Annotated in this window: 24 protein-coding genes; 16 read left to right on the forward strand and 8 right to left on the reverse strand. The window is 66.8% G+C overall.

Features of this window, described 5'->3' with window-relative positions:
- Nucleotides 1-15 precede the first annotated feature (15 nt).
- The 10 genes from zapE (at nt 16) to ACO07I_RS20425 (ending at nt 12,307) form a co-directional block, all read left to right on the forward strand.
- Nucleotides 16-1,176 carry a cell division protein ZapE gene (zapE, locus tag ACO07I_RS20380; RefSeq protein WP_422010528.1) on the forward strand — a complete coding sequence of 387 codons (1,161 nt, stop codon included), beginning with the start codon at nt 16-18 and terminating at the stop codon, nt 1,174-1,176.
- A gap of 73 nt (nt 1,177-1,249) precedes the next feature.
- Nucleotides 1,250-2,140 carry a dienelactone hydrolase family protein gene (locus ACO07I_RS20385; protein ID WP_422010530.1) on the forward strand — a complete coding sequence of 297 codons (891 nt, stop codon included), beginning with the start codon at nt 1,250-1,252 and terminating at the stop codon, nt 2,138-2,140.
- Nucleotides 2,141-2,147: 7 nt separating this feature from the next.
- Nucleotides 2,148-3,008, forward strand: a complete 861-nt coding sequence (locus ACO07I_RS20390) for an alpha/beta fold hydrolase (RefSeq protein WP_422010532.1) — start codon at nt 2,148-2,150, stop codon at nt 3,006-3,008.
- A gap of 70 nt (nt 3,009-3,078) precedes the next feature.
- The gene (mdh, locus tag ACO07I_RS20395) at nt 3,079-4,041 is read left to right on the forward strand and encodes a malate dehydrogenase (RefSeq protein ID WP_298316340.1); all 963 of its coding nucleotides are present in this window, start codon (nt 3,079-3,081) and stop codon (nt 4,039-4,041) included.
- Nucleotides 4,042-4,200: 159 nt separating this feature from the next.
- On the forward strand, nt 4,201-5,397 hold the full coding sequence (sucC, locus tag ACO07I_RS20400; protein WP_422010534.1) for an ADP-forming succinate--CoA ligase subunit beta: 1,197 nt from the start codon (nt 4,201-4,203) through the stop codon (nt 5,395-5,397).
- On the forward strand, nt 5,397-6,272 hold the full coding sequence (gene sucD / locus ACO07I_RS20405; RefSeq protein WP_422010536.1) for a succinate--CoA ligase subunit alpha: 876 nt from the start codon (nt 5,397-5,399) through the stop codon (nt 6,270-6,272). The genes sucC and sucD overlap by 1 nt, the downstream gene beginning before the upstream one ends.
- A gap of 65 nt (nt 6,273-6,337) precedes the next feature.
- Nucleotides 6,338-9,235: a 2-oxoglutarate dehydrogenase E1 component gene (locus tag ACO07I_RS20410; RefSeq protein ID WP_422010538.1), complete on the forward strand. Its 2,898-nt coding sequence runs from the start codon at nt 6,338-6,340 to the stop codon at nt 9,233-9,235.
- 26 nt (nt 9,236-9,261) lie between these two features.
- A complete protein-coding gene (gene odhB / locus ACO07I_RS20415; RefSeq protein ID WP_422010540.1) occupies nt 9,262-10,494 on the forward strand; it encodes a 2-oxoglutarate dehydrogenase complex dihydrolipoyllysine-residue succinyltransferase in 1,233 nt (410 codons plus the stop codon).
- A gap of 127 nt (nt 10,495-10,621) precedes the next feature.
- Nucleotides 10,622-12,034, forward strand: a complete 1,413-nt coding sequence (lpdA, locus tag ACO07I_RS20420) for a dihydrolipoyl dehydrogenase (RefSeq protein WP_422010542.1) — start codon at nt 10,622-10,624, stop codon at nt 12,032-12,034.
- A 6-nt stretch (nt 12,035-12,040) separates the two neighbouring features.
- Complete coding sequence (locus ACO07I_RS20425) at nt 12,041-12,307, forward strand: hypothetical protein (protein WP_422010544.1); 267 nt, start codon at nt 12,041-12,043, stop codon at nt 12,305-12,307.
- A gap of 296 nt (nt 12,308-12,603) precedes the next feature.
- On the opposite strand, the gene ACO07I_RS20430 is transcribed toward ACO07I_RS20425, so the two are convergent.
- The 3 genes from ACO07I_RS20430 to ACO07I_RS20440 are packed head-to-tail and all read right to left on the reverse strand — an operon-like array spanning nt 12,604 to nt 14,339.
- The gene (locus ACO07I_RS20430) at nt 12,604-13,389 is read right to left on the reverse strand and encodes an anti-sigma factor family protein (protein WP_422010546.1); all 786 of its coding nucleotides are present in this window, start codon (nt 13,387-13,389) and stop codon (nt 12,604-12,606) included.
- A complete protein-coding gene (locus tag ACO07I_RS20435; protein WP_422010548.1) occupies nt 13,386-13,892 on the reverse strand; it encodes a sigma-70 family RNA polymerase sigma factor in 507 nt (168 codons plus the stop codon). The genes ACO07I_RS20430 and ACO07I_RS20435 overlap by 4 nt, the downstream gene beginning before the upstream one ends.
- A gap of 60 nt (nt 13,893-13,952) precedes the next feature.
- Entirely contained in the window at nt 13,953-14,339 is a 387-nt protein-coding gene (locus tag ACO07I_RS20440; protein ID WP_422010550.1) for a hypothetical protein, read from the reverse strand.
- 192 nt (nt 14,340-14,531) lie between these two features.
- Here ACO07I_RS20440 and ACO07I_RS20445 point away from each other — a divergent pair, with 192 nt between their 5' ends.
- A complete protein-coding gene (locus ACO07I_RS20445) occupies nt 14,532-16,289 on the forward strand; it encodes a cation:proton antiporter (RefSeq protein WP_422010552.1) in 1,758 nt (585 codons plus the stop codon).
- A gap of 9 nt (nt 16,290-16,298) precedes the next feature.
- Here ACO07I_RS20445 and ACO07I_RS20450 read toward each other — a convergent pair whose 3' ends face one another.
- Nucleotides 16,299-16,979 (reverse strand): site-2 protease family protein, encoded by a 681-nt coding sequence (locus tag ACO07I_RS20450; protein ID WP_422010554.1) that lies wholly within the window; start codon nt 16,977-16,979, stop codon nt 16,299-16,301.
- Between the two features lie 64 nt (nt 16,980-17,043).
- On the opposite strand from ACO07I_RS20450, the gene ACO07I_RS20455 reads away from it, so the two are divergent.
- The 5 genes from ACO07I_RS20455 (at nt 17,044) to ACO07I_RS20475 (ending at nt 21,747) form a co-directional block, all read left to right on the forward strand.
- Nucleotides 17,044-17,865, forward strand: a complete 822-nt coding sequence (locus ACO07I_RS20455) for a dienelactone hydrolase family protein (RefSeq protein WP_422010556.1) — start codon at nt 17,044-17,046, stop codon at nt 17,863-17,865.
- 21 nt (nt 17,866-17,886) lie between these two features.
- Nucleotides 17,887-19,143, forward strand: coding sequence for a carbohydrate porin (locus ACO07I_RS20460; RefSeq protein WP_422010558.1), 1,257 nt, complete (start codon nt 17,887-17,889; stop codon nt 19,141-19,143).
- A gap of 16 nt (nt 19,144-19,159) precedes the next feature.
- Nucleotides 19,160-19,474: a dihydrofolate reductase family protein gene (locus tag ACO07I_RS20465; RefSeq protein WP_422010560.1), complete on the forward strand. Its 315-nt coding sequence runs from the start codon at nt 19,160-19,162 to the stop codon at nt 19,472-19,474.
- Between the two features lie 219 nt (nt 19,475-19,693).
- Nucleotides 19,694-21,298 (forward strand): B12-binding domain-containing radical SAM protein, encoded by a 1,605-nt coding sequence (locus tag ACO07I_RS20470; protein WP_422010562.1) that lies wholly within the window; start codon nt 19,694-19,696, stop codon nt 21,296-21,298.
- A 32-nt stretch (nt 21,299-21,330) separates the two neighbouring features.
- Nucleotides 21,331-21,747 (forward strand): GNAT family N-acetyltransferase, encoded by a 417-nt coding sequence (locus tag ACO07I_RS20475; protein WP_422010564.1) that lies wholly within the window; start codon nt 21,331-21,333, stop codon nt 21,745-21,747.
- Here ACO07I_RS20475 and ACO07I_RS20480 read toward each other — a convergent pair.
- Genes ACO07I_RS20480 through fsa form a run of 4 tightly spaced genes read right to left on the reverse strand, consistent with a single transcriptional unit; the run spans nt 21,725 to nt 24,775 of the window.
- Complete coding sequence (locus ACO07I_RS20480) at nt 21,725-22,429, reverse strand: aspartate/glutamate racemase family protein (RefSeq protein ID WP_422010566.1); 705 nt, start codon at nt 22,427-22,429, stop codon at nt 21,725-21,727. The two genes, ACO07I_RS20475 and ACO07I_RS20480, sit on opposite strands and share 23 nt — an antisense overlap.
- 2 nt (nt 22,430-22,431) lie before the next feature.
- Complete coding sequence (locus ACO07I_RS20485; RefSeq protein ID WP_422010568.1) at nt 22,432-23,364, reverse strand: tyrosine recombinase XerC; 933 nt, start codon at nt 23,362-23,364, stop codon at nt 22,432-22,434.
- Between the two features lie 7 nt (nt 23,365-23,371).
- Complete coding sequence (locus tag ACO07I_RS20490) at nt 23,372-24,103, reverse strand: DUF484 family protein (RefSeq protein WP_304851307.1); 732 nt, start codon at nt 24,101-24,103, stop codon at nt 23,372-23,374.
- A 15-nt stretch (nt 24,104-24,118) separates the two neighbouring features.
- The gene (gene fsa / locus ACO07I_RS20495; protein WP_422010571.1) at nt 24,119-24,775 is read right to left on the reverse strand and encodes a transaldolase family protein; all 657 of its coding nucleotides are present in this window, start codon (nt 24,773-24,775) and stop codon (nt 24,119-24,121) included.
- Nucleotides 24,776-24,854: the final 79 nt, after the last annotated feature.

Below are 24,854 nucleotides of genomic sequence, written 5' to 3' on the forward strand. Positions count from 1 at the left end.
AGGTATGCCGCCGCCATGGAGTCCAGTATCCCCTCGACCGGCAAGGGCCCGCTCGCCAACCTCGCCGCGCGCCGCGCCGCCGGCGAGATCCACGCCGATCCCGTGCAGGAAAAAGTCGTTCTGCGCCTGCAGGCGATCCACGACCAGCTGGGCGCTCTGGCGAATGCCCCGCCGGTGAAGACCGGCTTCCTGGCCCGCCTGGGCTTCGGTCACGCACCCAAACCGCCGGAAGGCCCCCACGGTCTCTACATCTGGGGCTCGGTCGGTCGCGGCAAGTCCATGCTGATGGACCTGTTCTTTGCCGACGCCCCGGTCGCGAAGAAGCGCCGCGTCCACTTCCACGAATTCATGCTCGAAGTTCAGGCGCGGCTGCATCGCCGGCGCGAGGAGTTGGCGGCCAAGGGCGCGCCGCCCGAATCCGACACGATCGTGCCGATCGCGCGGGAGATCGCGGCCGAGACGCGACTTCTCTGCTTCGACGAGTTCCAGGTGACCAACATCGCCGACGCGATGATCCTCGGCCGCCTGTTCGAGACGCTGTTCGAGGAGGGGATCACGGTGATCGCCACGTCCAACCGGGCGCCCGACGATCTCTACAAGAACGGCCTGCAGCGCGACCGCTTCCTGCCCTTCATCGACCTGGTGAAGCAGCGCCTCGAAGTGCTGGAGCTGGGCGGCGCGCAGGACTACCGCATGGGGCGGCTGCGTGAACTCGACCTCTACCTCACCCCGCTCGGGAGCTGGGCGACCAAGAAGCTCGACGAGGCGTTCCGCGCGTTGAGCAACGGCTCTGACGGCGAGCCGCGCGTGCTGCGCACGCAGGGGCGCGATGTCGAGGTGCCGCGCGCGGCGCCCGGCGTCGCGATGGCGCATTTCATGGACTGGTGCGCCAAGCCGATGGGCGCCGCGGACTTCCTGTGCATCGCCGACAGTTTCCACACCGTCATCGTGGCGGAGATTCCCAAGATGGGGCCGGACAGCCAGGACAAGGCCGTTCGCTTCGTGACGATGATCGACACCTTCTACGAGAAGAAGGTGAAGTTCATCTGTTCGGCGGCGGCAAACCCGGGAAACCTCTACCCCGAAGGCGACGGCTCCTTCGAATTCCAGCGCACCGTCTCGCGGCTCATGGAAATGCAGAGCCCGGAGTATCTGAACCTCGATCACATCGCCTAATCGTGATTGTGGCCCTGTCCGGCCGCAGCATAGGCTCTGCGGCGTTTTTCAGAGTTTATTCGGGAGGCAGGACATGGACGGCGATCGCGTGATTTCCTTGAACGAAGGCGGCCTGTCGCGCCGTAGCGCCTTGAAGGCGACGGCGACCGGCGCGGCGCTCGGCGGCGCATTCGCGTTGTCGGTGCAGCCGGTCCAGGCGCAGACCATGATCACCACGCCGGCGGACGGACTCACGGCGGGCGCCGTCAAGGTCAAGACCAAGGACGGCAAGGAGATGGACGCCTACCGCGCCATGCCGGCCTCTGGCCAGGCTTTCGGCACGATTCTGGTCGTGCAGGAGATCTTCGGCGTCCACGCGCACATCGCCGATCTCTGCCGCCGTTTCGCCAAGGCCGGCTACTACGCCATCGCGCCGGAACTCTATTTCCGCCAGGGCGATCCCAAGGCCATCACCGACACGCAGGCGCTGCTGCGCGAGATCGTCGCGAAGGTGCCGGACGAGCAGGTCATGGGCGACCTCGACGCGACCGTCGCCTTCGCCAAGGGCGAGGGCAAGGCCGACACCGCCAAACTCGGCATCACCGGCTTCTGCTGGGGCGGCCGCATCGTCTGGCTCTATGCGGCCTACAGTTCGGGGCTCAAGGCGGGCGTCGCGTGGTACGGCCGGGTCGTCGGCGATTCGACGCCGATGACGCCCAAGCATCCGGTCGACATCGCCAAGGACCTCAAGGCGCCGGTGCTCGGCCTCTACGGCGGCGCCGACACCGGCATTCCGAACGACACCGTCGACCGCATGCGCGCGGCCCTGAAGGCCGGCAGCCCGGCCGCCCAGAAGTCGCAGATCGACACCTATCCAGACACGCCGCACGCGTTCAACGCCGACTATCGCCCGTCCTACCGCAAGGAGCAGGCGGAGGATGCATGGAAGAAGGCGCTTGCCTGGTTCAAAGCCAACGGTGTCTGATCGGCTCATGGCCGAGACGATAAACCTCGAGACCCGGTCGGGCCTCGCATTCACCACGGATGTCGATGGCCCGGTCGGTGGGCCGCTGGTGCTGATGCTGCACGGGTTTCCCGAATCGCGGCATAGCTGGCGGGCCGCCCTGCCGGTGCTGGCGGCGCACGCCTATCGCGCCGTCGCGCCGGACCAGCGCGGCTACTCGGCCGGTGCGCGGCCGGATCCGGCGGACCTTTCGAACTATGCCTTCGACCGGCTGATCGGCGATGCGATCGAGATCGCGGCGGCCGCCGGCTACGAGGGCAAGCGCTTCCATCTCGTCGGCCACGATTGGGGCGGACAGGTCTCGTGGGGCGTCGCCGGCGCGCATCCCGATCGCCTCGCGTCGCTCACGATCCTGTCGCGGCCGCACCCGCAGTCGTTCCGGCAGGCGCTCCTGAAGGAAGACGGCGACCAGAAGCATCGCTCGCGGCACCATCGCGCCTTCCTCGAACCCGAGACCGCCAAGCTGCTGCTGGCCGACGATGCCAAGCGACTGCGCGACGGGCTGTTCGGCCAGGGCGTGCCGTCCGAGGCGCTGGAGGATCATCTCTCCGTGCTGGGCACGCCCGAGGCGCTCGAGGCGGCGCTCGCCTGGTATCGCTCGAACAAAGGGCTGGCCGCCGATATCGGGACCATCGCGGTGCCGACGCTCTATGTCTGGGGCGATGCCGATGCGACGGTCGGACCCGACGCAGCCTACGGCACGGCGGAGTTCGTGAAGCCTACCTTCGCGATGGAAGTCCTGCCCGGCGTCGGCCATTTCGTGATGGACCAGGCACCCGCCAGGACGACCGATCTGCTGCTGGCGCACCTGGCGAAACACCCGGTCTGAACCCGTCTGTCTTGCTGCCCCGGGAGAATCGCGCTACCACGCGGCGCCTTTAAGAACGGGAGTTTTTCGCATGGCTCGCAAGAAGATCGCGCTGATCGGCGCCGGACAGATTGGCGGCACGCTCGCGCTGCTCGCCGGCCAGAAGGAACTGGGCGACATCGTCCTCTTCGACATCCCCGCCGCCGAGGGCACTGCCAAGGGCAAGGCCCTCGACATCGCCCAGCTCAGCCCGGTCGAAGGCTTCGACGCCAAGTACAGTGGCTCGTCGGACTACAAGGACATCGAGGGCGCGGACGTCGTGATCGTCACCGCCGGCGTGCCGCGCAAGCCCGGCATGACTCGCGACGACCTGGTCGGCATCAACGCCAAGGTCATCGATTCGGTCGGCAAGGGCATCAAGCAGCACGCCCCGAACGCCTTCGTCATCGTCATCACCAACCCGCTCGACGCCATGGTCGGCCTGATGCAGGAAGTCACCGGTTTCGCGCCGGAGAAGGTCGTCGGCATGGCCGGCGTGCTCGACAGCGCCCGCTTCCGCCTGTTCCTCGCCGAAGAGTTCAACGTCTCGGTCGAGGACGTCACGGCCTTCGTGCTGGGCGGCCACGGCGACACGATGGTGCCGCTGCTGCGCTACTCGACGGTCGGCGGCATTTCGCTGCACGATCTGGTCGACATGGGCTGGACCACCAAGGAGCGCCTCGAGCAGATCGTCCAGCGCACCCGTGACGGCGGCGCCGAGATCGTCGCCCACCTCAAGACCGGCTCGGCCTTCTACGCCCCGGCCGCGTCGGCCATCGCGATGGCCGAGTCCTACCTCCGGGACAAGAAGCGCGTGATCCCCTGCGCCGCCAAGCTGAATGGCGAGTACGGCGTGAAGGGCCTCTACATCGGCGTGCCGGTCGTGATCGGCGCCAAGGGCGTCGAGCGCATCGTCGAGGTCGAGTTCAATGCCGAGGAAAAGGCGATGTTCGACAAGTCGGTCGCTGCCGTTCAGTCGCTGATCGACGCCACCAACAAGATCGTTGGCCGTTGAGAAAGTAGGGTCTTTCGACTTTAGTCGAGCGACCACAAACGTTCATCAGTCCATCGTTGCCAAGGGCTTGCGGCGCTCATAAAGTGCCGCATCCCTTGGTCAGTTGCGTATGAAAACTGAGAGGCGCGTTTCCTACGCACTCCCAAACGATAGGACCCCATGAATATCCACGAGTATCAGGCCAAGGCACTTCTGGCCAAATTCGCGATCCCCCTCCTGAAGGGCGGCGTTGCCTACACCAAAGACGAGGCGATGGATGTCGCGCGCAAGCTGGGTGGTGCCGTCACGGTCGTGAAGGCGCAGATCCATGCCGGCGGCCGCGGCAAGGGTCACTTCAAGAACGATCCGACGGGCAAGGGCGGCGTGCGCATCTCGAAGTCGGTCGACGATGTCGGTGCGCAGGCGGCCGCGATGCTGGGCCAGGATCTCGTGACCAAGCAGACCGGTCCGACCGGCCGCACCGTGCAGCGCCTCTACATCGAGGACGGTTGCGACATCAAACGCGAACTCTATCTTTCGATGCTGGTGGACCGAGCCGCCGGCCGCATTTCCGTCGTCGCCTCGACCGAGGGCGGCATGGACATCGAGACCGTGGCGCACGAGACGCCTGAGAAGATCGTCACCCAGGCGATCGACCCGGCCGCCGGCTACCAGCCCTATCAGGGCCGCAAGATCGCCTTCGCGCTGGGCCTCAGCGGCAAGCAGGTCAGTGCCTTCACGACCTTGCTGGGCAACCTCTATCGCGCCTATGTCGATCTCGACGCTTCGCTGATCGAGATCAACCCGCTGGTCGTAACCGGCGCGGGCGACATCGTGGCTCTCGATGCCAAGATGAACTTCGACGACAACGCCCTCTACCGTCACAAGGACCTCGAGGAGCTGCGCGACGTCGACGAGGAGGACCCGGCCGAGACCGAGGCCGCCAAGTACGCGCTGAACTACGTGAAGCTCGACGGCCAGATCGGCTGCATGGTGAACGGCGCGGGCCTCGCGATGGCCACCATGGACATCATCAAGCTCTACGGTTCGGAGCCCGCCAACTTCCTCGACGTTGGCGGCGGCGCCACCAAGGAGCGCGTGACGGCCGCGTTCAAGATCATCCTCAAGGATCCCAACGTCGAGGGCATCCTGGTCAACATCTTCGGCGGCATCATGCGCTGCGACGTGATCGCCGAAGGCGTCGTCGCCGCGGCGCGCGAGGTCAACCTGCACGTGCCGCTGGTCGTCCGGCTGGAAGGCACGAACGTCGACCTCGGCAAGAAGATCCTCAAGGAATCGGGCCTCAAGATCACCTCGGCGGAGAACCTCGCGGACGCCGCCGAGAAGATCGTCAAGGCCGTCAAGGAGAACAACTGATGGCCGTCCTGGTCGACAAGAACACCAAGGTCATCTGCCAGGGCATCACCGGCTCGCAGGGCACCTTCCACACCGAACAGGCGATCGCCTACGGGACCAAGATGGTCGGCGGCGTGACGCCGGGCAAAGGCGGCACCAAGCATCTCGACCTGCCGGTATTCGACACCGTCGCGGAAGCGGTCGCCAAGACCGGCTGCAACGCGTCGGTGATCTACGTGCCGCCGCCCTTCGCCGCCGATTCGATCCTCGAGGCGATCGACGCGGAGATCCCGCTGATCGTCTGCATCACCGAGGGCATCCCGGTGAACGATATGGTCAAGGTGAAGCGCGCGCTCACCGCCTCCCGGTCGCGGCTGATCGGCCCGAACTGCCCGGGCGTGATCACGCCGGGCGAATGCAAGATCGGCATCATGCCGGGCCACATCCACAGGCGCGGCAGGATCGGCATCGTTTCGCGTTCGGGCACGCTGACCTACGAGGCGGTGGCGCAGACCACGGCCGCGGGTCTCGGCCAGACGACCTGCATCGGCATCGGCGGCGACCCGGTGAACGGCACCAACTTCGTCGAGTGCCTCGACATGTTCATCCGCGATCCCGAGACCGAGGGCATCGTGATGATCGGCGAGATCGGCGGCGATGCCGAGGTCAAGGGCGCCGAGTTCCTCAAGGCGTCCGGAACGAAGAAGCCGGTGGTGGGTTTCATCGCCGGCCGCACGGCTCCTCCGGGACGGCGCATGGGCCATGCCGGCGCCGTGATCTCCGGCGGCAACGACACCGCCGAGTTCAAGGTCGACGCCATGCGCAGGGCCGGCATCAGAGTTGCGGAGTCGCCTGCGGCTTTGGGCGAGGAAATGCTTAAGGCCATGAAGGGCTGACAAGCGGGATCGCCGCCCAGCCTCTGCCAGGCGGCCAGCAAATACAGGCCAGGGAGTATCGGGCCATGAGAGCAGAACAGACGTCGTTCCTGTTCGGCGCCAACGCGCCATTCATCGAGGAACTCTACGCGCGCTACCTCGCGGATGCCGCGTCGGTCGACGCCGAGTGGCAGACCTTCTTCGGTGCGCTGGCCGAGCAGGCGGGCGACGTGCTGGCCGAGGTGCGCGGCGCCTCCTGGGCGCCCAACGGTGCGCGGGTGATCGGCGCCGTCGATCCCGACGCGGTTCCGGCCCCGGCCAACCGCAACGTGAAGGGCGGCAAGGCGGCGGCCCCGGCCGCGATGGCCGGCAAGACCGAGGAGGAGATCCGCAACGCCGCGCAGGACACCGCGCGCGCCTTGATGCTGATCCGCGCCTACCGCATCCGCGGCCATCTCGCCGCCGACCTCGATCCGCTGGGCCTGGTGCGCCAGGCGCCGCACCGCGAGCTCGATCCCGCGACCTACGGGTTCACCGAAGCCGACTGGGACCGTCCCATCCTGATCTTCGGTTCGCTGGCGCTGGGCGAGGCGGCGACGCTGCGCCAGATCATGGAACGGCTGCGCAAGACCTACTGCGGCAAGATCGGCGTCGAGTTCATGCACATCTCCGATCCCGACCAGAAGGCGTGGATCCAGGAGCGCATCGAGCACATCGAGAACCACACCGAGTTTACGGTCACCGGCCGCAAGATGATCCTCGAGCGGGTGGGCGAGGCCGAGGGTCTCGAGCGCTACCTGCACGTGAAGTTCGTCGGCACCAAGCGCTTCGGCCTCGATGGCGGCGAATCGCTGATTCCCGGTATCGAGCAGATCCTGAAGCGCGGCGGCCAGCTCGGCGTGAAGGAAGTGATGCTGGGCATGCCACATCGTGGCCGCCTCAACACCCTCGTGCACGTCATGCACAAGAGCTACACGGCGCTGTTCTCCGAATTCCAGGGCCGCTCCTCGCAGCCCGAGGAGATGCGCGGCTCGGGCGACGTGAAGTATCACCTCGGCGCCTCCGCCGATCGCGAGTTCGACGGCAACGTGATCCATCTCTCGCTGTCGCCCAATCCCTCGCATCTCGAGGCGGTGAATCCGGTCGTGCTGGGCAAGGCGCGCGCCAAGGAGGATCAGCGCGGCGACACCGAGCGCAGCCAGGTCATGTGCATCCTGATGCACGGCGACGCCGCCTTCGCGGGCCAGGGGCTGGTGGCGGAGGGTCTCGATCTCTCCGATCTCGCGGGCTACCGCATCGGCGGGACCATCCATTTCATCGTGAACAACCAGATCGGCTTCACGACCCTGCCGACCGAATCGCGCTCCGGCCCCTATTGCACGGAAGTCGCCAAGATCGTGCAGGCGCCGATCCTGCACGTTAACGGCGACGATCCCGAGGCCGTGGTCCACGTCGCGCGCATCGCGACGGAGTTCCGCCAGCACTTCAAGCGCGACATCGTCATCGACATGTTCTGCTACCGCCGGCACGGTCACAACGAGGGTGACGAGCCGATGTTCACCCAGCCGCTGATGTACCAGAAGATCGGTGCGCACCGCTCGGTGAAGGAAGTCTACGCGGCGGCCCTCGAAGCCGAGGGCGTGGTGACGGCCGAGGAAGTCGCCGCGATGGATGCCAGCTTGCGCGAAAAACTCGACAAGGCGCTCGAGGCGGCGACCAACTACAAGCCAAACAAGGCCGACTGGCTCGAGGGCAAGTGGGCGGGCTTCACGGTCGCGCCGGGCGAAGAGGACCGCAAGGGCGTCACCGCCGTCGAGTTCGACCGGCTGAAGTCGGTCGGATATGCGATTTCCGAGGCGCCGAAGAGCTTCGAGCTCAACCGCAAGATCACGCGCCAGCTCCAGGAGAAGCGCAAGACGATCGATACCGGCGAGAACATCGACTGGGCGACCGGCGAGGCTCTGGCGTTCGGCACGCTCCTGGCGGAAGGCACGCCGGTGCGTCTCAGCGGCCAGGATTCCGGCCGTGGCACCTTCTCCCAGCGCCACTCGGTGCTGGTCGATCAGATCACCGAAGCCAAATACGTGCCGCTCAACCACGTGGCCGAGGGGCAAGCGCGCTACGAGGTGATCGACAGCCCGCTGAACGAGGCGGGCGTGCTGGGGTTCGAGTACGGCTACTCGCTGGCTGAGCCCAACGCGCTCGTGCTGTGGGAAGCACAGTTCGGCGACTTCGCCAACGGCGCCCAGGTCATCATCGACCAGTTCATCTGCTCGGGCGAGAGCAAGTGGCTGCGCATGTCGGGGCTCGTCATGCTGCTGCCGCACGGCTACGAGGGCCAGGGACCCGAACACAGTTCCGCGCGCCTCGAACGCTATCTGCAGCTCTCGGCCGAAGACAACTGGCAGGTCATCAATCCGACCACCCCGGCTAACTACTTCCACGCGTTGCGCCGGCAGATGCGCCGCACCTTCCGCAAGCCGCTGGTGGTGATGACGCCGAAGTCGCTGCTGCGTCACAAGGATTGCGTCTCGACCCTGGCCGAGTTCGGGCCGGGCAGCTCGTTCCGCCGCATCCTTGCCGAAACCGACCAGCTCGTGGACGGCGCCAAGGTGCGCCGTGTCGTGCTCTGCTCGGGCAAGGTCTATTTCGATCTCGTGGCCGAGCGTCGCAAGCGCAAGATCGACGACATCGCCATTCTGCGAATCGAGCAGCTCTACCCGTTCCCGTTCACGCGGCTGGGCGTGCGGCTCGCGCAGTATCCGAATGCCGACGTCGTATGGTGCCAGGAGGAGCCCGAGAACATGGGCGCCTGGCACTTCGTCGACCGCCGCATCGAACGCGCGCTGGCCGGCATCGAGACGAAGGCGAAGCGGCCGCTCTACATCGGCCGCCCCGAAGCGGCGTCGCCCGCCACGGGCTCCGCACGCACCCATGTCAAGGAACAGGCCGATCTGGTCGACCGCGCTCTCACCGTCGGTTGAGCGCGGCTAGAGGAGGGATTTTAGTCATGGCCGTCGAGATCAAGGTTCCGGCTCTGGGCGAATCGGTCACCGAGGCGACCGTTGCCAAGTGGCTGGTGAAGGCAGGCGACAAGGTTGCCGTCGACCAGCCTCTTTGCGAGCTCGAGACCGACAAGGTCACCGTCGAGGTGAATGCGAGCGTTGCCGGCACCATTGCCGACCTCGCGGTGGAAGAGGGCGCTTCGGTCCAGGTGGGCGGCGTGCTCTGCCACATTGAGGCCGGCGCCGGCGCCGCCAGCGCGCCCGCGCCGAAGGCTGCCGCGCCTGCCGCTCCCAAGCCCGCCGCCGCTCCCGCACCGGCGCCCGCTGCTGCGGCTCCCGCCGGCGCGAATCTCGCCGCCTCGGGTCCGGCGGCGCGCAAGCTCGCGGAGGAGAAGGGCGTTTCCGCCGCCGCCATCCAGCCCACGGGCAAGGACGGCCGCGCCACCAAGGAAGACGTGCTCGCCGCACTCTCGTCGATCCCGACCGCGGCCGCGCCGGCGGCCAAGCCTGCCGTGCCGGCCGGTCCGCGCCTCAAGGCCGACCGCGAGGAGCGGGTGAAGATGACGCGGCTTCGCCGCACCATCGCCAGCCGCCTCAAGGAGGCGCAGAACACCGCCGCGATGCTCACCACCTTCAACGAGGTGGACATGACCGCGGTGATGTCCCTGCGCGAGCGGCTCAAGGACGACTTCGAGAAGAAGCATGGCGCCCGGCTGGGCTTCATGTCCTTCTTCGTGAAGGCCTGCATCGCGGGGCTCAAGGAGCTGCCGGCGGTCAATGCCGAGATCGAAGGCGAGGAGATCGTCTACAAGAACTACTACGACATCGGTGTCGCCGTCGGTTCGCCGCAGGGCCTGGTCGTGCCGGTGTTGCGTGACGCCGACGTGCTGGACTTCGCGGGCATCGAGAAGGGCATCGGCGATCTCGGCCGCAAGGCGCGCGACGGCAAGCTGTCGATCGCCGACCTGACGGGCGGCACCTTCACCATCTCGAACGGCGGCGTCTACGGCTCGCTGATGTCGACTCCGATCCTGAACCCGCCGCAGTCCGCCATCCTCGGCATGCACAAGATCCAGCAGCGGCCCATGCTGGTCGGCGGCGAGATCAAGGCGCGTCCGATGATGTATCTCGCTTTGTCCTACGACCATCGCATCATCGACGGCCGCGAGGCCGTGCTGTTCCTGGTCAAGGTCAAGGAAGGCATCGAGGACCCCGAGCGTCTGCTGCTCGGCGTCTAGGACGCAAGACGATAGCCTCGCTCTCGGTGTCATCCCGAGCGCAGCGAGGGACCCTTAGTCGGGCGCCGCGAAAGGTCCCTCGCTGCGCTCGGGATGACAGCGAGAGTGGATCAGCCGGTGCAGTGACATGGCAAACGAATCCTTCGATCTGATCGTGATCGGCGCGGGCCCCGGCGGTTATGTGGCCGCGATCCGCGCCTCGCAGCTCGGCCTGAAGGTCGCGGTGGTCGAGAAGCGCGCGACCTTGGGCGGCACCTGCCTCAACGTCGGCTGCATTCCCTCCAAGGCGCTGCTGCAATCCTCGCACCTGTTCGAGGAGGCGGGCCACGATCTCGCCGTCCACGGCGTCGTCGTCGCGGCGCCGACGCTCGATTTCGGCCAGCTCATGAAGCGCAAGGGCGAGGTCGTCGAGGCCACCACCAAGGGCGTGGCCTTCCTGTTCAAGAAGAACAAGATCGCCTCCTACACCGGCGCGGGCCGCATCGAGGCGCCGGGTTCGGTGGCAGTGCTGGGCGACGATGGCGCGGTCAAGGACACGCTGTCGGCGAAGAACATCCTGATCGCCAGCGGCTCGGAAGTGACGCCGCTGCCGGGGGTCACGATCGACGAGAAGAAGATCGTCTCCTCGACCGGCGCGCTGGAACTCAACGAGGTGCCCAAGCGCATGGTCGTGGTCGGCGCCGGCATCATCGGACTCGAGCTCGGATCGGTGTGGCGCCGCCTCGGCGCCGAGGTGACTGTGGTCGAGTTCCTCGACCGCATCACGCCCGGCGTCGACGACGAGGTCACCAAGTTCCTCCAGCGTACGCTGGCCAAGCAGGGCCTCAAGTTCAAGCTGGGCGCCAAGGTCACGAAGGCCGAGACGACCGACGCCGGCGTGAGGCTGACCGTCGAACCCGCGAAGGGCGGCGACGCCGAGACGCTCGAAGCCGACGTGGTGCTGGTCTCGATCGGTCGCCGGCCCTATGTCGCGGGCCTCGGCCTCGACAAGGTGGGCGTCAAGATGACCGAGCGCGGCCGCATCGCCGTCGACGGTCATTTCCAGACTTCGGTGCCCGGCATCTACGCGATCGGCGACGTGATCGACGGGCCGATGCTCGCGCACAAGGCGAGCGAGGATGGCGTGGCCTGCGTCGAGACACTCGCGGGTCAGAAGGGCCACGTGAACTGGGATCTCGTGCCATCGATCATCTACACCCAGCCCGAGGTGGCGTGGGTCGGCAAGACCGAGGAACAACTCAAGTCGGCCGGCGTTGCCTACAAGGTCGGTAAGTATCCGTTCACCGCCGACCCGCGCAGCCGCGCGAACGGCGCCACGGAGGGCTTCGTGAAGGTTCTGGCCGACAAGGCGAGCGACAAGGTGCTGGGCGTCCACATCTTCGGCGCCGAGGCCGGGACGATGATCGCGGAAGCCGCGATGGCCATGGAATTCTCCGCTTCGGCCGAGGATATCGGTCGCGTCTGCCACGCCCATCCCACGGTCAACGAGGCGCTCAAGGAAGCCGCGCTCGCCGCCTGGGACAAGCCGATCCATCTGTAGGTCGGCATGCGCAAGCCCCTGATGGCGCTTGCGATCGCCGCCTGCCTCATCATGTCGGTGGTGGGCGGATTCATCCCACTTCTTCAGGGCTGGATCTTCTTCGTGCTGGCGCTTTACCTGCTGGCCACCGAATTCGAGACCGGCCGCCGATGGGTGACATCGGCGCGCCGCCGCTGGCCCAAGCTCGACGAATGGATCGTGAAGGCCCGCGACCATAAATGGGCGCCGAGCCACCTCAAGAAATTCGAGGATCACACCGACCCGACGAAGTAATTGGAGCGCCACTCCCGTGGCGCAATCATGAGCGCCACTGGAGTGGCGCGCTCCAAGGCTAGAGTCCTTCCGTTTTACATTCACCCACCACCTCATCCTGAGAGGCTGGCCGGAAATGAATTGAATCGATTCAAGCACTTACCTCATCCTGAGGAGCGTCGCGAAGCGGCGCGTCTCGAAGGATGGGCAACCGATGGGTGCGCGTGCCCACCCTTCGAGACGCTCACTCCGTTCGCTCCTCAGGGCGAGGTCAGTGTTGAGATACTCGGCTCGATTCTATCTCGTCCGGAAACGCTCTAACTCTTCCCTTCCAACCCGCGATAGACCGCCTCGGCGATCGGCAGCAGCTCTTCGCGGGTGGTCGTTGCGGTCACGGCGAAGCCGAAGCCCTGGTCGATCCAGGCGAAGGTTGCGGCCTCGCCTTCCTTCTGGAAACGGAACGCCGTCTCGGTTCCCTCGGCCGCGCGCACGTAGATCGTGAGCCGGCGGCCGCTTGCATCGTCGTACATGAGCTGGGCCGCCGCGCCGCTGCCGCCGGGCAGCAGCCGGCCGCCCATCAACCTGTAGCCGAAGGGCGAGAGATCGGGCGCGGCGAGCTTGCGGCCGAGCCGCTTGGAGAGCCACTGCAGCAGATGCGTCTCCTGCTGCACGCCGACTTCCACCGGATGTGCGACCTCGACCACGAAGGTGCGGTAGGCCGCTTGTGCGCCCTGGGCGACGCTGACGGTCGGCGCGGGGGGCGATGCCGCCGGCCCGATCTGGTTGGCGAACCAGCCGGCCGTCGCGCCGGACACGAAGAGGGCGACCGCGGCGGCGGCGCTGGTCCAGCCGCGCGTCCACGAGGTGCGCCGCGCGGCGCGCAGATTGGCGATCCGCAGCCGGGCGGGGATGGGCTCGGCGAACTTGGCCTCGAGCCGGCTGCGCAGGATCGCGCGCTGCCGGCGCTCCAGCGCGACGCGCTCGGCGAGTTCGGGATGGAGGGCCAGGTGGGCCTCGACCGCCGCGCGGCGCTCGTCGTCGAGGCGTTCATCGACGAACGCCTGCAACGCCTCGTCGCCGACCGAAAACTCCCTGCCCGTCATTTCACTCTCCGCAGGAGCGTCGTCCGTCCCGTCTCCAGCAGCGCGCGCAGCCGCTGGCGGCCGCGCGACAGGCGCGACATCACCGTGCCCGCGGGCACGCCCATGACCTTCGCCGCGTCGTCGTAGGAAAGATCCTCGACTCCCACCAGCAACAGCAGCGACTTCTGTTCTTCCGGCAGCTGGTCGAGCGCCGCCAGTATATCCTGCACCTCGATGCCGCTTTCCTGCTGCGCAACCGTGGACGGCGTGGTGGCCTCGTCGAGCTCGACATGGGCGCCGCGCCGCTGGCCCTGGCGTAGCGCCGAAACGTAGAGATTGCGTTGAATGGTGAAGAGCCAGGCCCTGAGATCGCCGTCGCTCCGCCGCAGCGCCCAGCGCGACAGCGCCCGCTCGAGCGTGTCCTGGACAAGGTCGTCGGCCGCATCATGGTCGCGCAGCAGCGCATAGGCGTAGCGCCGCAACGCCGGGATCAGCGGTTCGAGCAGGGCTTCCGCATCGGCCATGGCTTCACTCTACAGGAGGACGGCGCCGGCCGGACCGGGACCGGCGCCATGCCTCGTTCGTTACTTGGCGACGTGCCAGGCGCCGTTCAGGAAGCCGTCGCCCGTCTTGTCGCCGGCCTTGGTGTCCTTGGCGAAGGCGTAGAGGGGCTTGCCCTTGTAGGCCCACTGCTTCAGCCCGTCGTCGCGGGTGATGATCGTCCAGTCGCCGGTGGCCTTGGCACCGTCGGCCGCGAGGGCGGGCGGCCAGTTGGTGGCGCAGGGCCCGTTGCACACCGACTTGCCGGGCGTCGCGTCCTTGTCGAACGTGTAGAGCGTCATGCCGCTCGTGGTGACAAACATGCCATCCTTCAGGGCGGGCGGTGTGGCCGAGGCCGGCTCGGCGGCGAAAGCAGTGCCGGCGGCGAGAAGCGCCAGGGCGGCGGTGGCGGCGAAGATCGACTTCAGCATTTGGTGACTCCCATGCAGTGGTTGGTCTGCAGAGGAGAGACGCCGGGGATAGGGCGGTTATTCCCGTCTGAAGCGGGATTTCTCCACGGGGGCGCCGGGCAGTTCGGGGTGGCCTGGATGCACAAAGGGTGCAATTCCCGTTGCCGCTGCCTAAAATGAGCGTCTTCCCGCAATAGCCGACGGACCTCGAACGTGCATCACGAAGCAACGTTGATCGCCACCATCGCCATCGCCTTCGTGCTCGCCTTCGGCTTCGGCTACATTGCAGACAGGCTGCGCCTGCCACCTCTGGTCGGCTATCTCGTGGCCGGTGTTCTGATCGGTCCCTACACGCCGGGCTTCGTCGCGGATGCCGGACTGTCGTCCCAACTCGCCGAAGTGGGCGTCATCCTGCTGATGTTCGGCGTCGGCCTGCACTTCTCCACGTCGGATCTCCTGGCCGTCAAAGGCATCGCCATACCGGGCGCGATCGGGCAGATCGTGCTGGCAACCCTGCTCGGCATCGGCCTGTGTTCGCTGTGGGGCTGGAGCTTCGGCACCGGCCTCGTGATCGGCCTCAGCCTGTCGGTCGCCAGCACGGTCGTGCTGCTGAAGGCGCTGGAGGAGCGCAACATGGTCGACAGTCCCAACGGAAGGGTCGCCGTGGGCTGGCTGATCGTCGAGGATCTCGCGATGGTCTTGGCGCTGGTGCTGCTGCCGGCCTTCGCCGAGGTGCTGGGCGGCAAGCCGATCCAGGGCCATGCCCCGTCCGACATGCCGATCGCGCTGGAGCTGGCGATCACCCTGGCGAAGGTCGGGGCCTTCGCCGCCATCGCCATCCTGATCGGCCCGAAGGTGGTGCCGTGGATGCTGGCGCGCGTTGCCCGCACCGGCTCGCGCGAACTGTTCACGCTCTCGGTTCTCGCGGTCGCGCTGGGCATCGCCTACGGCTCGGCCCACATCTTCGGCGTCTCGTTTGCGCTGGGCGCCTTCTTCGCCGGCGTGGTGCTGAGCGAATCCTCGTTCAGCCACAAGGCAGCCGCCGACTCCCTGCCGCTGCAGGACGCCTTCTCGGTCCTGTTCTTCGTCTCGGTCGGCATGCTGTTCGATCCGACGATTCTCTACCGCTCGCCCGGCGCCGTGCTCTCGGTGCTGGCGCTGATCATCTTCGGCAAGTCGCTGATCGCCTTCGCCATCATCATGCTGTTGCGCTACCCGATCGGCACCGGCCTCGTCGTGTCGGCCAGCCTGGCGCAGATCGGCGAGTTCTCCTTCATCCTGATCGCGCTCGGCATCTCGGCCGGGCTCGTGCCGAACGAGGGCCGCGACCTGGTGGTGGGCGGCGCGCTGTTCTCGATCATGCTGAATCCGCTGGTCTTCCATGCCGTGGGCCTGCTGCAGAAGCGCGTCGCCCAGCCGGCCGGCACCGCCTTCTTCGGCCAGCGTCACTACGAGGCGCTGGGCCGCCAGCTCGCCATCATCAAGGCCCGCCAGGCAGAGCGGTCGAAGGCCGAGGACCTCAAGCTGAGCAAACTGCTCGAGCTGTTTCCGATGCTTCAGCTCGTCGAACGGCAAGACCAGGAATCGCTTCTGCTGATGTTCCGTCCGAAACCGGCCTCGCCGGGCGACCGGGTGATCCGCGCCGGCGACCGCGCCGACGGCATGTACTTCATCTCGTCGGGCGCGGTCGAAGTGCATGTCGCCCACCGGGTCATCCGCCTCGAAGCCGGCGCCTATTTCGGCGAGATGGCGCTGCTGACCGGCGAACGTCGCACCGCCGACGTGATCGCCGTCGATTTCTGCCAGTTCCTGGTGCTCGACCGGCGCGACTTCAACCAGTTCATGGCACGCCATCCCGGTGTCCGCGCCGCCGTCGCCAGCATCGCCGAGGAGCGCCAGGCCATGAACCTCGCGCCGCCGCAGTCGGACAGGCAGGACGCGCCCGCGGAGCCGAGCGACGTCCGGACCTGAGACCGCCGATCAGCCGTTGCCGGTGACGCGTATCACGAGGTCCACCAGCCAGCCGACCGGCTCACTGAGGACCCAGCCGATGACGTTGAGGTCCATGCCGAGCTGATTGCCGATCAGCGGTAGGATGAAGATCAGCCCGAGCAGCAGCGGCATGCCGAAGGGCTCGAGCCGCGCCAGCGGCTGGGCGAGACTGTCGGGCAGCAGGCCGACTGCGACGCGCCCGCCGTCCAGCGGCGGCAGCGGAATCATGTTGAACACCGCCAGCAGGACATTGATCAGGATGGCATTCTCGATGTTGCGGATCGCCCAGGCGGCCGCGTCCGGCGGCAGGAGGATGGCGAGGTGCGCCAGCAGGCCCGCGGCCAGTGCCATGAGCACATTAGTGGCCGGCCCGGCGGCGGCGACCCACACCATGTCCCGCTTGGGATTGTTCAGCGCCCGGAAGTTCACCGGCACCGGCTTGGCATAGCCGAACAGGAAGGGCGCGCGCAGGAAGATCAGCAGGCCCGGCAGCAGGATCGTGCCGACCGGGTCGATGTGCTTGAAGGGGTTGAGCGTCACGCGGCCGAGCTGCCACGCGGTCTTGTCGCCGAAGCGCAGGGCGACGAAGCCGTGCGCGGCCTCGTGCAGCGTGATCGCGAGGAGGGCCGGGATCACCCAGGTGGAGATGGTGTAAATCGTCTCGCTCACGTGCAATCCACCTGTTGTGTCCGATCTTGCTTGGTTTACGGTCCGGTCGATGATCGCAAGGCTGATGGTCCTGCTTGTCCTGCTCTGCGCGACGCCCGCGCTGGCCCAGCAGAACGTTCGCGTTCCCGTAGAGCAAGGGGGCCGGACGGTCCAGTTGTCGGCGCAGCTCTTCCGGCCGGCCAAGGCGACGGCGGCGCTGCCCGCGGTCGCGCTGTTCCATGGCTGCGGCGGGCCGGGCCAAAATACGGCGCGCATGGCGGGGCTGCTGGCCTCCTGGGGCTACGCCGCGCTGGTGGTCGACAGTTTCTCGGCGCGCGGCCTCAAGGATGTCTGCGGCCGCAACTGGCCGACACCGGCCGCCGCCGAGGCGCGGGCCGGCGACATCGATGCGACGCTCGCCTGGCTTGCGAAGCAGCCCGGCATCGACCCGCGGCGCTTGGGCTACATGGGCTATTCCTACGGCGGCGGCGTGGCGATGCTGCGCGCCCTGTCGGGCAAGCCGGAGGACCGCACGCCGGCCGTGGCCCGCGCCGTCGTGCTGGTCTACCCGGACTGTGCGCTGGCCGATGCGCTGGGACCCCGCCTGGCGGTGCGCCAGCCCACGTTCTTCGCGATGGGCGCGCTCGACGACTGGACGCCGGTCTCGCAGTGCCGTGCGGTGCTGGAGAGGGTCCTGCGCGGCCGGGAGCTGGTCGAAACAAAAGTTTACGAAAACGCTCATCACAGCTTCGATGCACTGGGTCTGCCGGTGCGCTATCTCGATGGCGTTGGCAACCGCAGCAAGCCCGGCGGTTGCTGCGGGGCGCATTACGGCGCGCACGAACCGGCCTGGAAGCAGTTCGTGGTCGACGTGAAGGCGTTCCTGGAGAAGGCGCTGACGCCATAGACGCGGGCCGACAGGAGCGGCATGCGTTCGACGGTCTGGATTGGCGCTCTGCTCGCCCTGTTTCTGCCGGAAGCGGCAGCCTTCGCCCAGGAGGTGGCCGCTGCCGACGATGACGACGATGTGCGTCATGTCGGCAGGATCCACAACCGGTTGCGGGCGGCCGAGGCGCGCGAGAAGTATTTCCTGGAACAGCCTTTCGACAACGCGTCGCGGCGCTATGCCAAGGCGAAACAGCAGATCCAGGACACGACCGGCATCGTCTACTCGATGACCTCGTCGGTGCTGAGCCAGTGGGGAACGCCGGGCAGCGACTATGGCGCGGTGCAGGCGCAGTTCTCGCCCGCAGTGAACTGGGAGGTGTTTGACACTGCCCGGTTCGGCACGGGGTCCTTCCAGTTCGCCTACCTCGCGACACAATACTGGTCGGGCCAAACCGGCACCAGTCTGCAGAACCGCCTGAACCTCAACAGTCCGGTCAACGACTATGCGGACAACCAGCTCACCTTCGCGCAGGTGAGCTACACGCACGATTTCCCAGGCAATGTCGTGTCGCTGACGGTGGGCCAGTATCCTTTCTCGAACTTCGACAGCAACGCCTATTCCAACAATGAGCAGATCAACTTCATCGGTTATTCGCTGGCCCAGAATGGCAGCCAGAATTACTCCCAGGGCAGTCTCGGCGCCTATGTCCAGCTGAGCCTGAGCGACGAGCTGACCTTCGCCGCGGGCTTCCAGGACGCCAACAACGTCGCGGCCAGCAACTACATCCAGTTCAATACGGTGGCGCAGGGCCAGTACTCCTGGTTCCTCTACGGCGCCTGGTCGCCCACGTTCGGCAAACGCGGCCAGGGCAGCTACTCGCTGCTCTACTACAACCTGCCCAGCGTCCAGATGCAGCCGCAAGCCAGTACGGGCCTGTCCTTCAGCGCCTCCCAACCGCTCGGCGAGCAGTGGGGAGTCTTCCTGCGGGCCAACACGGCATGGAATTCCAGCCAGTACATCCAGTCGTCGATCGCGGGCGGCGCGGTCTACAACAACCCGCTGGGCCGCGCGCCGCTCGACCAGATCGGTCTGGGAATCGCGTGGAACAGGGTCAACCAGTCGCTCTATGCCGACACCTATGTGAACCCCAGCGAGACGATGGTCGAGCTCTACTGGTCCTGGTCGATCCGGCATCTCTTGATCACCCCGGACGTTCAGCTCTATTTCCAGCCGGCTCTGACGCCGACGCAGCAGATGGCGGCGGTCTTCTCGCTGCGCCTGACGGTGTTGTTCTAGTTGTGGGATCGAGCGGATGGGAAAGACGATCTGGCACTGTGACATCGCGATGTCGCTCGACGGCAAGATCGCGCGCGCCGATGGATCGTTCGACTGGCTGGAACGGTATCCGCCGCAGGAGTTCGGCTTCGACGCGCTGATGGCGGGTATCGATGCGATCCTGATGGGGCGCGATACCTGCGAGGTCATGCGCGGCTTCGGGGAATGGCCCTACGGCGACAAGCCGACGATCGTCATGACCCATCGTCCGCTGGTCGATGCGCCAGGCGCCGTCGAGGCGCGGTCGGGCGATCTCGCGACCGTCACCGACGAACTGGAAGCGCGCGGCTAGCCGCGCAGCGGCGGCGCGCTGCACGTCGTCTACGAAGTGGCCGGATAGCACTGACGGCAACCCTCCGCGGAAGGGCGCCCGTCGGTTGTGCGGGGCGTCTCCGTGTGTTCAACTTCCAGCGGAAGTTCGCCGCGTCGACTGTAAGTAACGTCGCGAACGAACCGCCATTCGATCGACGATTGCTGATGCTTTTTCCTGAGACCAGGCGAAGGAGCGGCCGTGACGACACCGAATGTTCTCCTGATCTTCCCGCGCTTCAATCCGAACTCCTTCTGGAGCCTGCAGGCGGCTTGCGACATCCATGGCGTGCGCTGCCCGGCGCCGCCGCTCGGTCTCATCACGCTCGCGGCGCTGCTGCCGCGCGATTGGAACATCAGGCTCGTGAACCGCAACGCCGAGGCACTCGAGCCCGCCGATCTCGCCTGGGCCGACATGGTGATGACCGGCGGGATGCTGCCACAGCGCGTCGATTCGCTCGAGGTCATCCGGATGGCGCAGGCGCGGGGCAAGCCCGTGGTGGTCGGCGGGCCGGACGCCATGTCCAGTCCCGAACTCTTCGAGCATGCCGACTTCCTGGTGATCGGAGAGGCCGAAGGTGTCATCGGGCAATTCGTCGAGGCCTGGAACGCCGGGGCGAGGCACGGACGCTTCGAGGCCGAGAAGTTCAAGACCGACATCACGACGAGCCCGATCCCGCGCTTCGACCTTCTCAACTTCGATCACTACCTCTTCGTGGGCGTGCAGTTCTCGCGCGGCTGTCCGTTCAATTGCGAATTCTGCGACATCATCGAGCTGTTCGGCCGCGTGCCCCGGTCCAAGACCGTGCCGCAGATGCTGGCCGAGCTCCAGGCGCTGCACGATGCCGGCTATCGCGGCCATGTCGATTTCGTCGACGACAATCTCATCGGCAACAAGAAGGCGCTGAAGCAGTTCCTTCCCGCGCTCGAGGCCTGGCAGAAGAACACGGGCTATCCCTTCATGTTCTCGACCGAGGCGTCGATCAACCTGGCCGACGATGCCGAGCTGCTCGACATGATGCGGCGCGCCAACTTCTTCGCGATCTTCGTCGGCATCGAGAGTCCCGATACCGCGACGCTCGTCTCGACCCGCAAGAAGCAGAACACGCGCCGCAGTCTGGCCGACAGCGTGCACCGGATCCATGCGGCGGGAATGATGGTGATCGCCGGCTTCATCGTCGGCTTCGACACCGAAGAGCTTCGCGTGGCCGAGACGATGATCGAGTGTATCGAGGCCACTGACATTCCGGTCTGCATGGTCGGACTGCTGACGGCCCTGCCGACCACGCAGCTCACCCGCCGCCTCGAGAAGGAGGGTCGCCTGCTGCCCTTCAGCGACATGGGACAGGGCGATCAGTGCACCGCGGGGCTGAACTTCGTGACCCGACGGCCGCGCATCGACATCCTGAGGGACTACAAGGCGATCCTGGAGTCCGTTTACCGCCCGGCCGCCTACTTCGAACGCGTCCGCCGCTCGGGCCTCACCCTGCGGCGGCCGAGCCATCCCGTGACGGCGCGGCCGGTCGTGTCGGCGCGCGACCGCAATACGCTGCTGCGCCTGATGTGGAAAATGACCGTCACCCACCCGTTTCTGGCCCGTCATTTCTGGCGGACCTTCATCGACATCGCCCGGCAGAATCCCGCCGCCCTCGAAGTCGTCGTCATCCAGATCACGCTCTACCTGCATCTCGGCCCGTTTGCGAAGTCGGTCGTCGTGGAGATCGAGCGGCAGATCGCGATGCTCGATCGCGAATCGCCATCGCAACCGCCGGTACACGACGCTGGCGTTCTGCAACGGGCCGTGTAGGGTCGGGCTCCTTCATCTCTTCTTGGGCCTTCATGATCCGCAAAGCGACGACTGCCGACCGCCCCCGCATTTCCGAAGTACGTCTCGCCGTTCGCGAGAACCAGCTCAGCGCGGCCTCTGCGGGCAAGGTCGAGACGACCGCCGACTGGATCTTCGAGAATGCGACCTTCTGGGTGTGGGAGGAGGCGGGCGCGGTGCACGGCTTCTCCGTCGCCGATCCGCGCGACGGCACGATCTTCGGCCTGTTCGTCCATCCGGACTGGGAGGGTCGTGGCCTCGGTCGCGCCCTGCTGCCGCTGGCCTGCGAGGATCTGCGGGCCGCGGGGTTCGACGCGGCGACCCTGACGACCGGACCCGGCACGCGGGCCGAGCGCTTCTACCGGGAAAACGGCTGGAAGGAGACCGGGCGCCAGGACGACGGCGAGATCATCTTCCGGAAGCCCCTGTAACGGCGCGCCGCAGCGCCGCCCGCGCCAGAAGCCGCGTCGAATCGAGCGTGGGCAGCGGCGAGTTGCCGTCGTTCATGATGAGGGGGATCTCGGTACAGCCCAGCACGACCGCGTCGCAGCCCTTTTCCTTCATGCGTTCCATCACGCCCTGGTAGGCAGCGACCGCTTCCCGCCTGAACACGCCCTGCACCAGCTCGTCCATGATGATGCGGCTGGTCTCGTCGCGCTCGGCATCGGTCGGACGCAGCCAGGCGAGCCCCTCGGCCTCGATCTTCTCCGGGTAGACCTCGCTGTCGATCAGCCAGCGCGTGCCGGTGATGCCGAGCTTGCGGTAACCCCGTGCCTTCGCTTCGGCGGCGACCACCTCGGCGATGTGCAGCCAGGGCAGTGGCGAGTGCGGCAGCACGTCCTCCATCGCCTGGTGGATCGTGTTGTCGGGGCAGATCAGGAAATCCGCGCCCGCGCGGGCGAGTTTGTGGGCCGAGGACAGCATCAGCGCGGCCACGCCCGCCCGGTCGCCGCGATCGAGGCACGCGACATAGTCGGCCAGCGAATGCGTGTGCAGCGAGACTTCGGGGTGGGCATGCGGACCCATGAGGGCCGCGCCCTCGACGCAGATGGTCTTGTAGCAGAGCGCGGCGCCCTCGGCGGAGCAGGCGACGATGCCGATATGCTGGGTCATGGTCATCCCTTGGCGCGCGGATGGGCCGCGCGATAGACGGCGGCGAGGCGGGCGGCGTCGACGTCGGTGTAGCGCTGGGTCGTCGACAGCGAGGCGTGGCCCAGCAGTTCCTGGATGGTGCGCAGGTCGCCGCCGGCGCCCAGCAGGTGGGTGGCGAAGGAGTGGCGCAGCGCGTGCGGCGTGACGCTCTCGGCGAGGCCGAGCTCGCGGCGGATCTCGCGCACCCGCTTCTGCACGATGGCGGGATCGAGCGCGCCGCCGCGCGCGCCCATGAAGACGCGGTCGGCGGGTTTCGCTGTGGCCAGCCACGGGCAGGCATCGCGGTATTTCCGGAGCGCCTGCAGGGCCTGCGGCAGCAAGGGCACCAGCCGCGTCTTGTTGCCCTTGCCGGTGACGGCAAGCGTGTCGCGGCCGCTCTTCAGCAGCTCGTCGACCTCGGCCTTGGTGAGTGCCAGCGCCTCGCCGATGCGCAGGCCGGCGCCGTAGAGCAGGATCAGCACCGCGGCATCGCGCAGGTCGATCCACGGCGCGCGCTCCTGGTCGGGTTCGGCCGCCAGGAGATCCTCCATGTCGCGCTCGCTCAGCGCCTTTGGCACGGAGCGCGGCAGCTTGGGCGTCTGGATGATGGCGATGCTCGCATTGTGGGCGAGGCCGTTCTTGTCGAGGAAGCGGAAGAAGGAACGCACCGAGGAGAAGGCCCGCGCCGTCGAGGAGCGCGCCATGCCCTGGCGCGAGCGCTCGGCCAGCCAGGCGCGGAACTCGGCGGGCTTCAGCCGGGCCAGCGCCGCGAGAGTCGGCGCCTCGCCGAGATAGGTCGCCATGAAGCCGAGGAACGTCGCGACGTCGTGCTCGTAGGCGATGAGCGTGTGGTCGGCGAGCCGGCGCTCGCTCTTCAGCCAGTCGCGCCACGCCGCCAGTGCGTCTGCGACACTCACTTCGAAGCTACTCGGGCAGGTCGAGCCAGGCGCGAATCGTGTTCTCCAGCACCTTGGACAGGAAGAACAGGAGCTCGGTCGCCATCTCCGGTCCGAAGGCTTCGGGATCGCGGGCGCCGAAGCACATGACGCCGTCGGGCGATCCGGACGAGACCTGCAGGCGCATCAGCACGTCGGACTTCACGAAGCGCGCCACGTCGCCGAAGAACGCTTCCTCGCCCACGATGCTGGAGCGCAGGCGGGCATGCTTGTCCGGCCCGATCGCGGCATCGATTGCCCCCGGTGCCAGCACATAGACGCCGCGCACCGGCACGCGCTTGGGGGCATCGGCATTGGCTTCGATCGCAAGCGTGATGAAGTCGACGTCGAGCAGCTCGGGCAGCTCGTGCGTCACGACATGGATCATCTTCTCGAAGGTCGTCGCCTGGATGATGCTGATGACCGCCGCCTGGATGCGGTTCTGGACGATCTGGTTCTGCTTGGAGTTGGCGATGATCTCGGTGCGCTCGACCTTGAGCTTCTCGATCTCGCCCCGCAGGCGCTTCAGGATCGCCTGCTGCATGTCGATGACGCCGGGCCCCTGGACGCGCGGCGTCACGCCCATCTCGGCGGCCAGCTCGCCGTTCTTGTCGAAGAAGTCGGGGTGGGCCTTGAGATAGGCCACGACGTCGTCGGCGGTGATCAGCTTCACCTGCCGGCCCGAGCCGTCGGGCGCCGGAATCGTACCGTCATTGGCCATGCGCCCGTCTCCGGGTCAGAGGATCGACTGGCCGGTCTTGGCCCAGTCGTCGAGGAAGGCCTTGAGACCGTTGTCCGTCAGAGTGTGCTTGAAGAGCTGGCGCAGCACGTTGGGCGGCAGGGTGCCGACATGGGCGCCGAGCTTGGCGGCGGCGATCACGTGCTGGGTATGGCGGATCGAGGCGACGAGAACCTCGGTCTTGAAGTGCGGATACTGGCGGTAGATCGTCATGATCTCGCCGATCAGGTGCATGCCGTCCTGGCCGATATCGTCTAGCCGGCCGACGAAGGGCGAGACGAAGGTGGCGCCTGCCTTGGCGGCCAGCAGGGCCTGCGCGGCCGAGAAGCACAGGGTGACGTTCACCATGGTGCCTTCGGAGGTCAGGGCCTTGCAGGTCTTGAGCCCGTCCGGCGTCAGCGGCACCTTCACGGTGACGTTCTTCGCGAGCTTGGCCAGCTTGCGGCCTTCCTCGAGCATCGTCTTGTGGTCGGTCGCGACGGTTTCGGCGCTGACCGGGCCCGGGACGATGGCGCAGATCTCCTTGATGACGTCGAGCATCTGGCGGCCCGACTTGGCGATCAGCGAGGGGTTGGTCGTCACGCCGTCGAGAAGCCCGGAGGCCGCGAGATCCGTGATATCGGCGACATCGGCGGTATCGACGAAGAACTTCATATAAACTACCCCAATGGCCGGTGATTCGGACTCGCCCGTTACCACAATTTCTAGCGATTCCCCTTCGGAGCCACAAGCC

Origin of the sequence: Reyranella sp. (assembly GCF_965227665.1) — a bacterium.
Lineage (GTDB): Bacteria > Pseudomonadota > Alphaproteobacteria > Reyranellales > Reyranellaceae > Reyranella.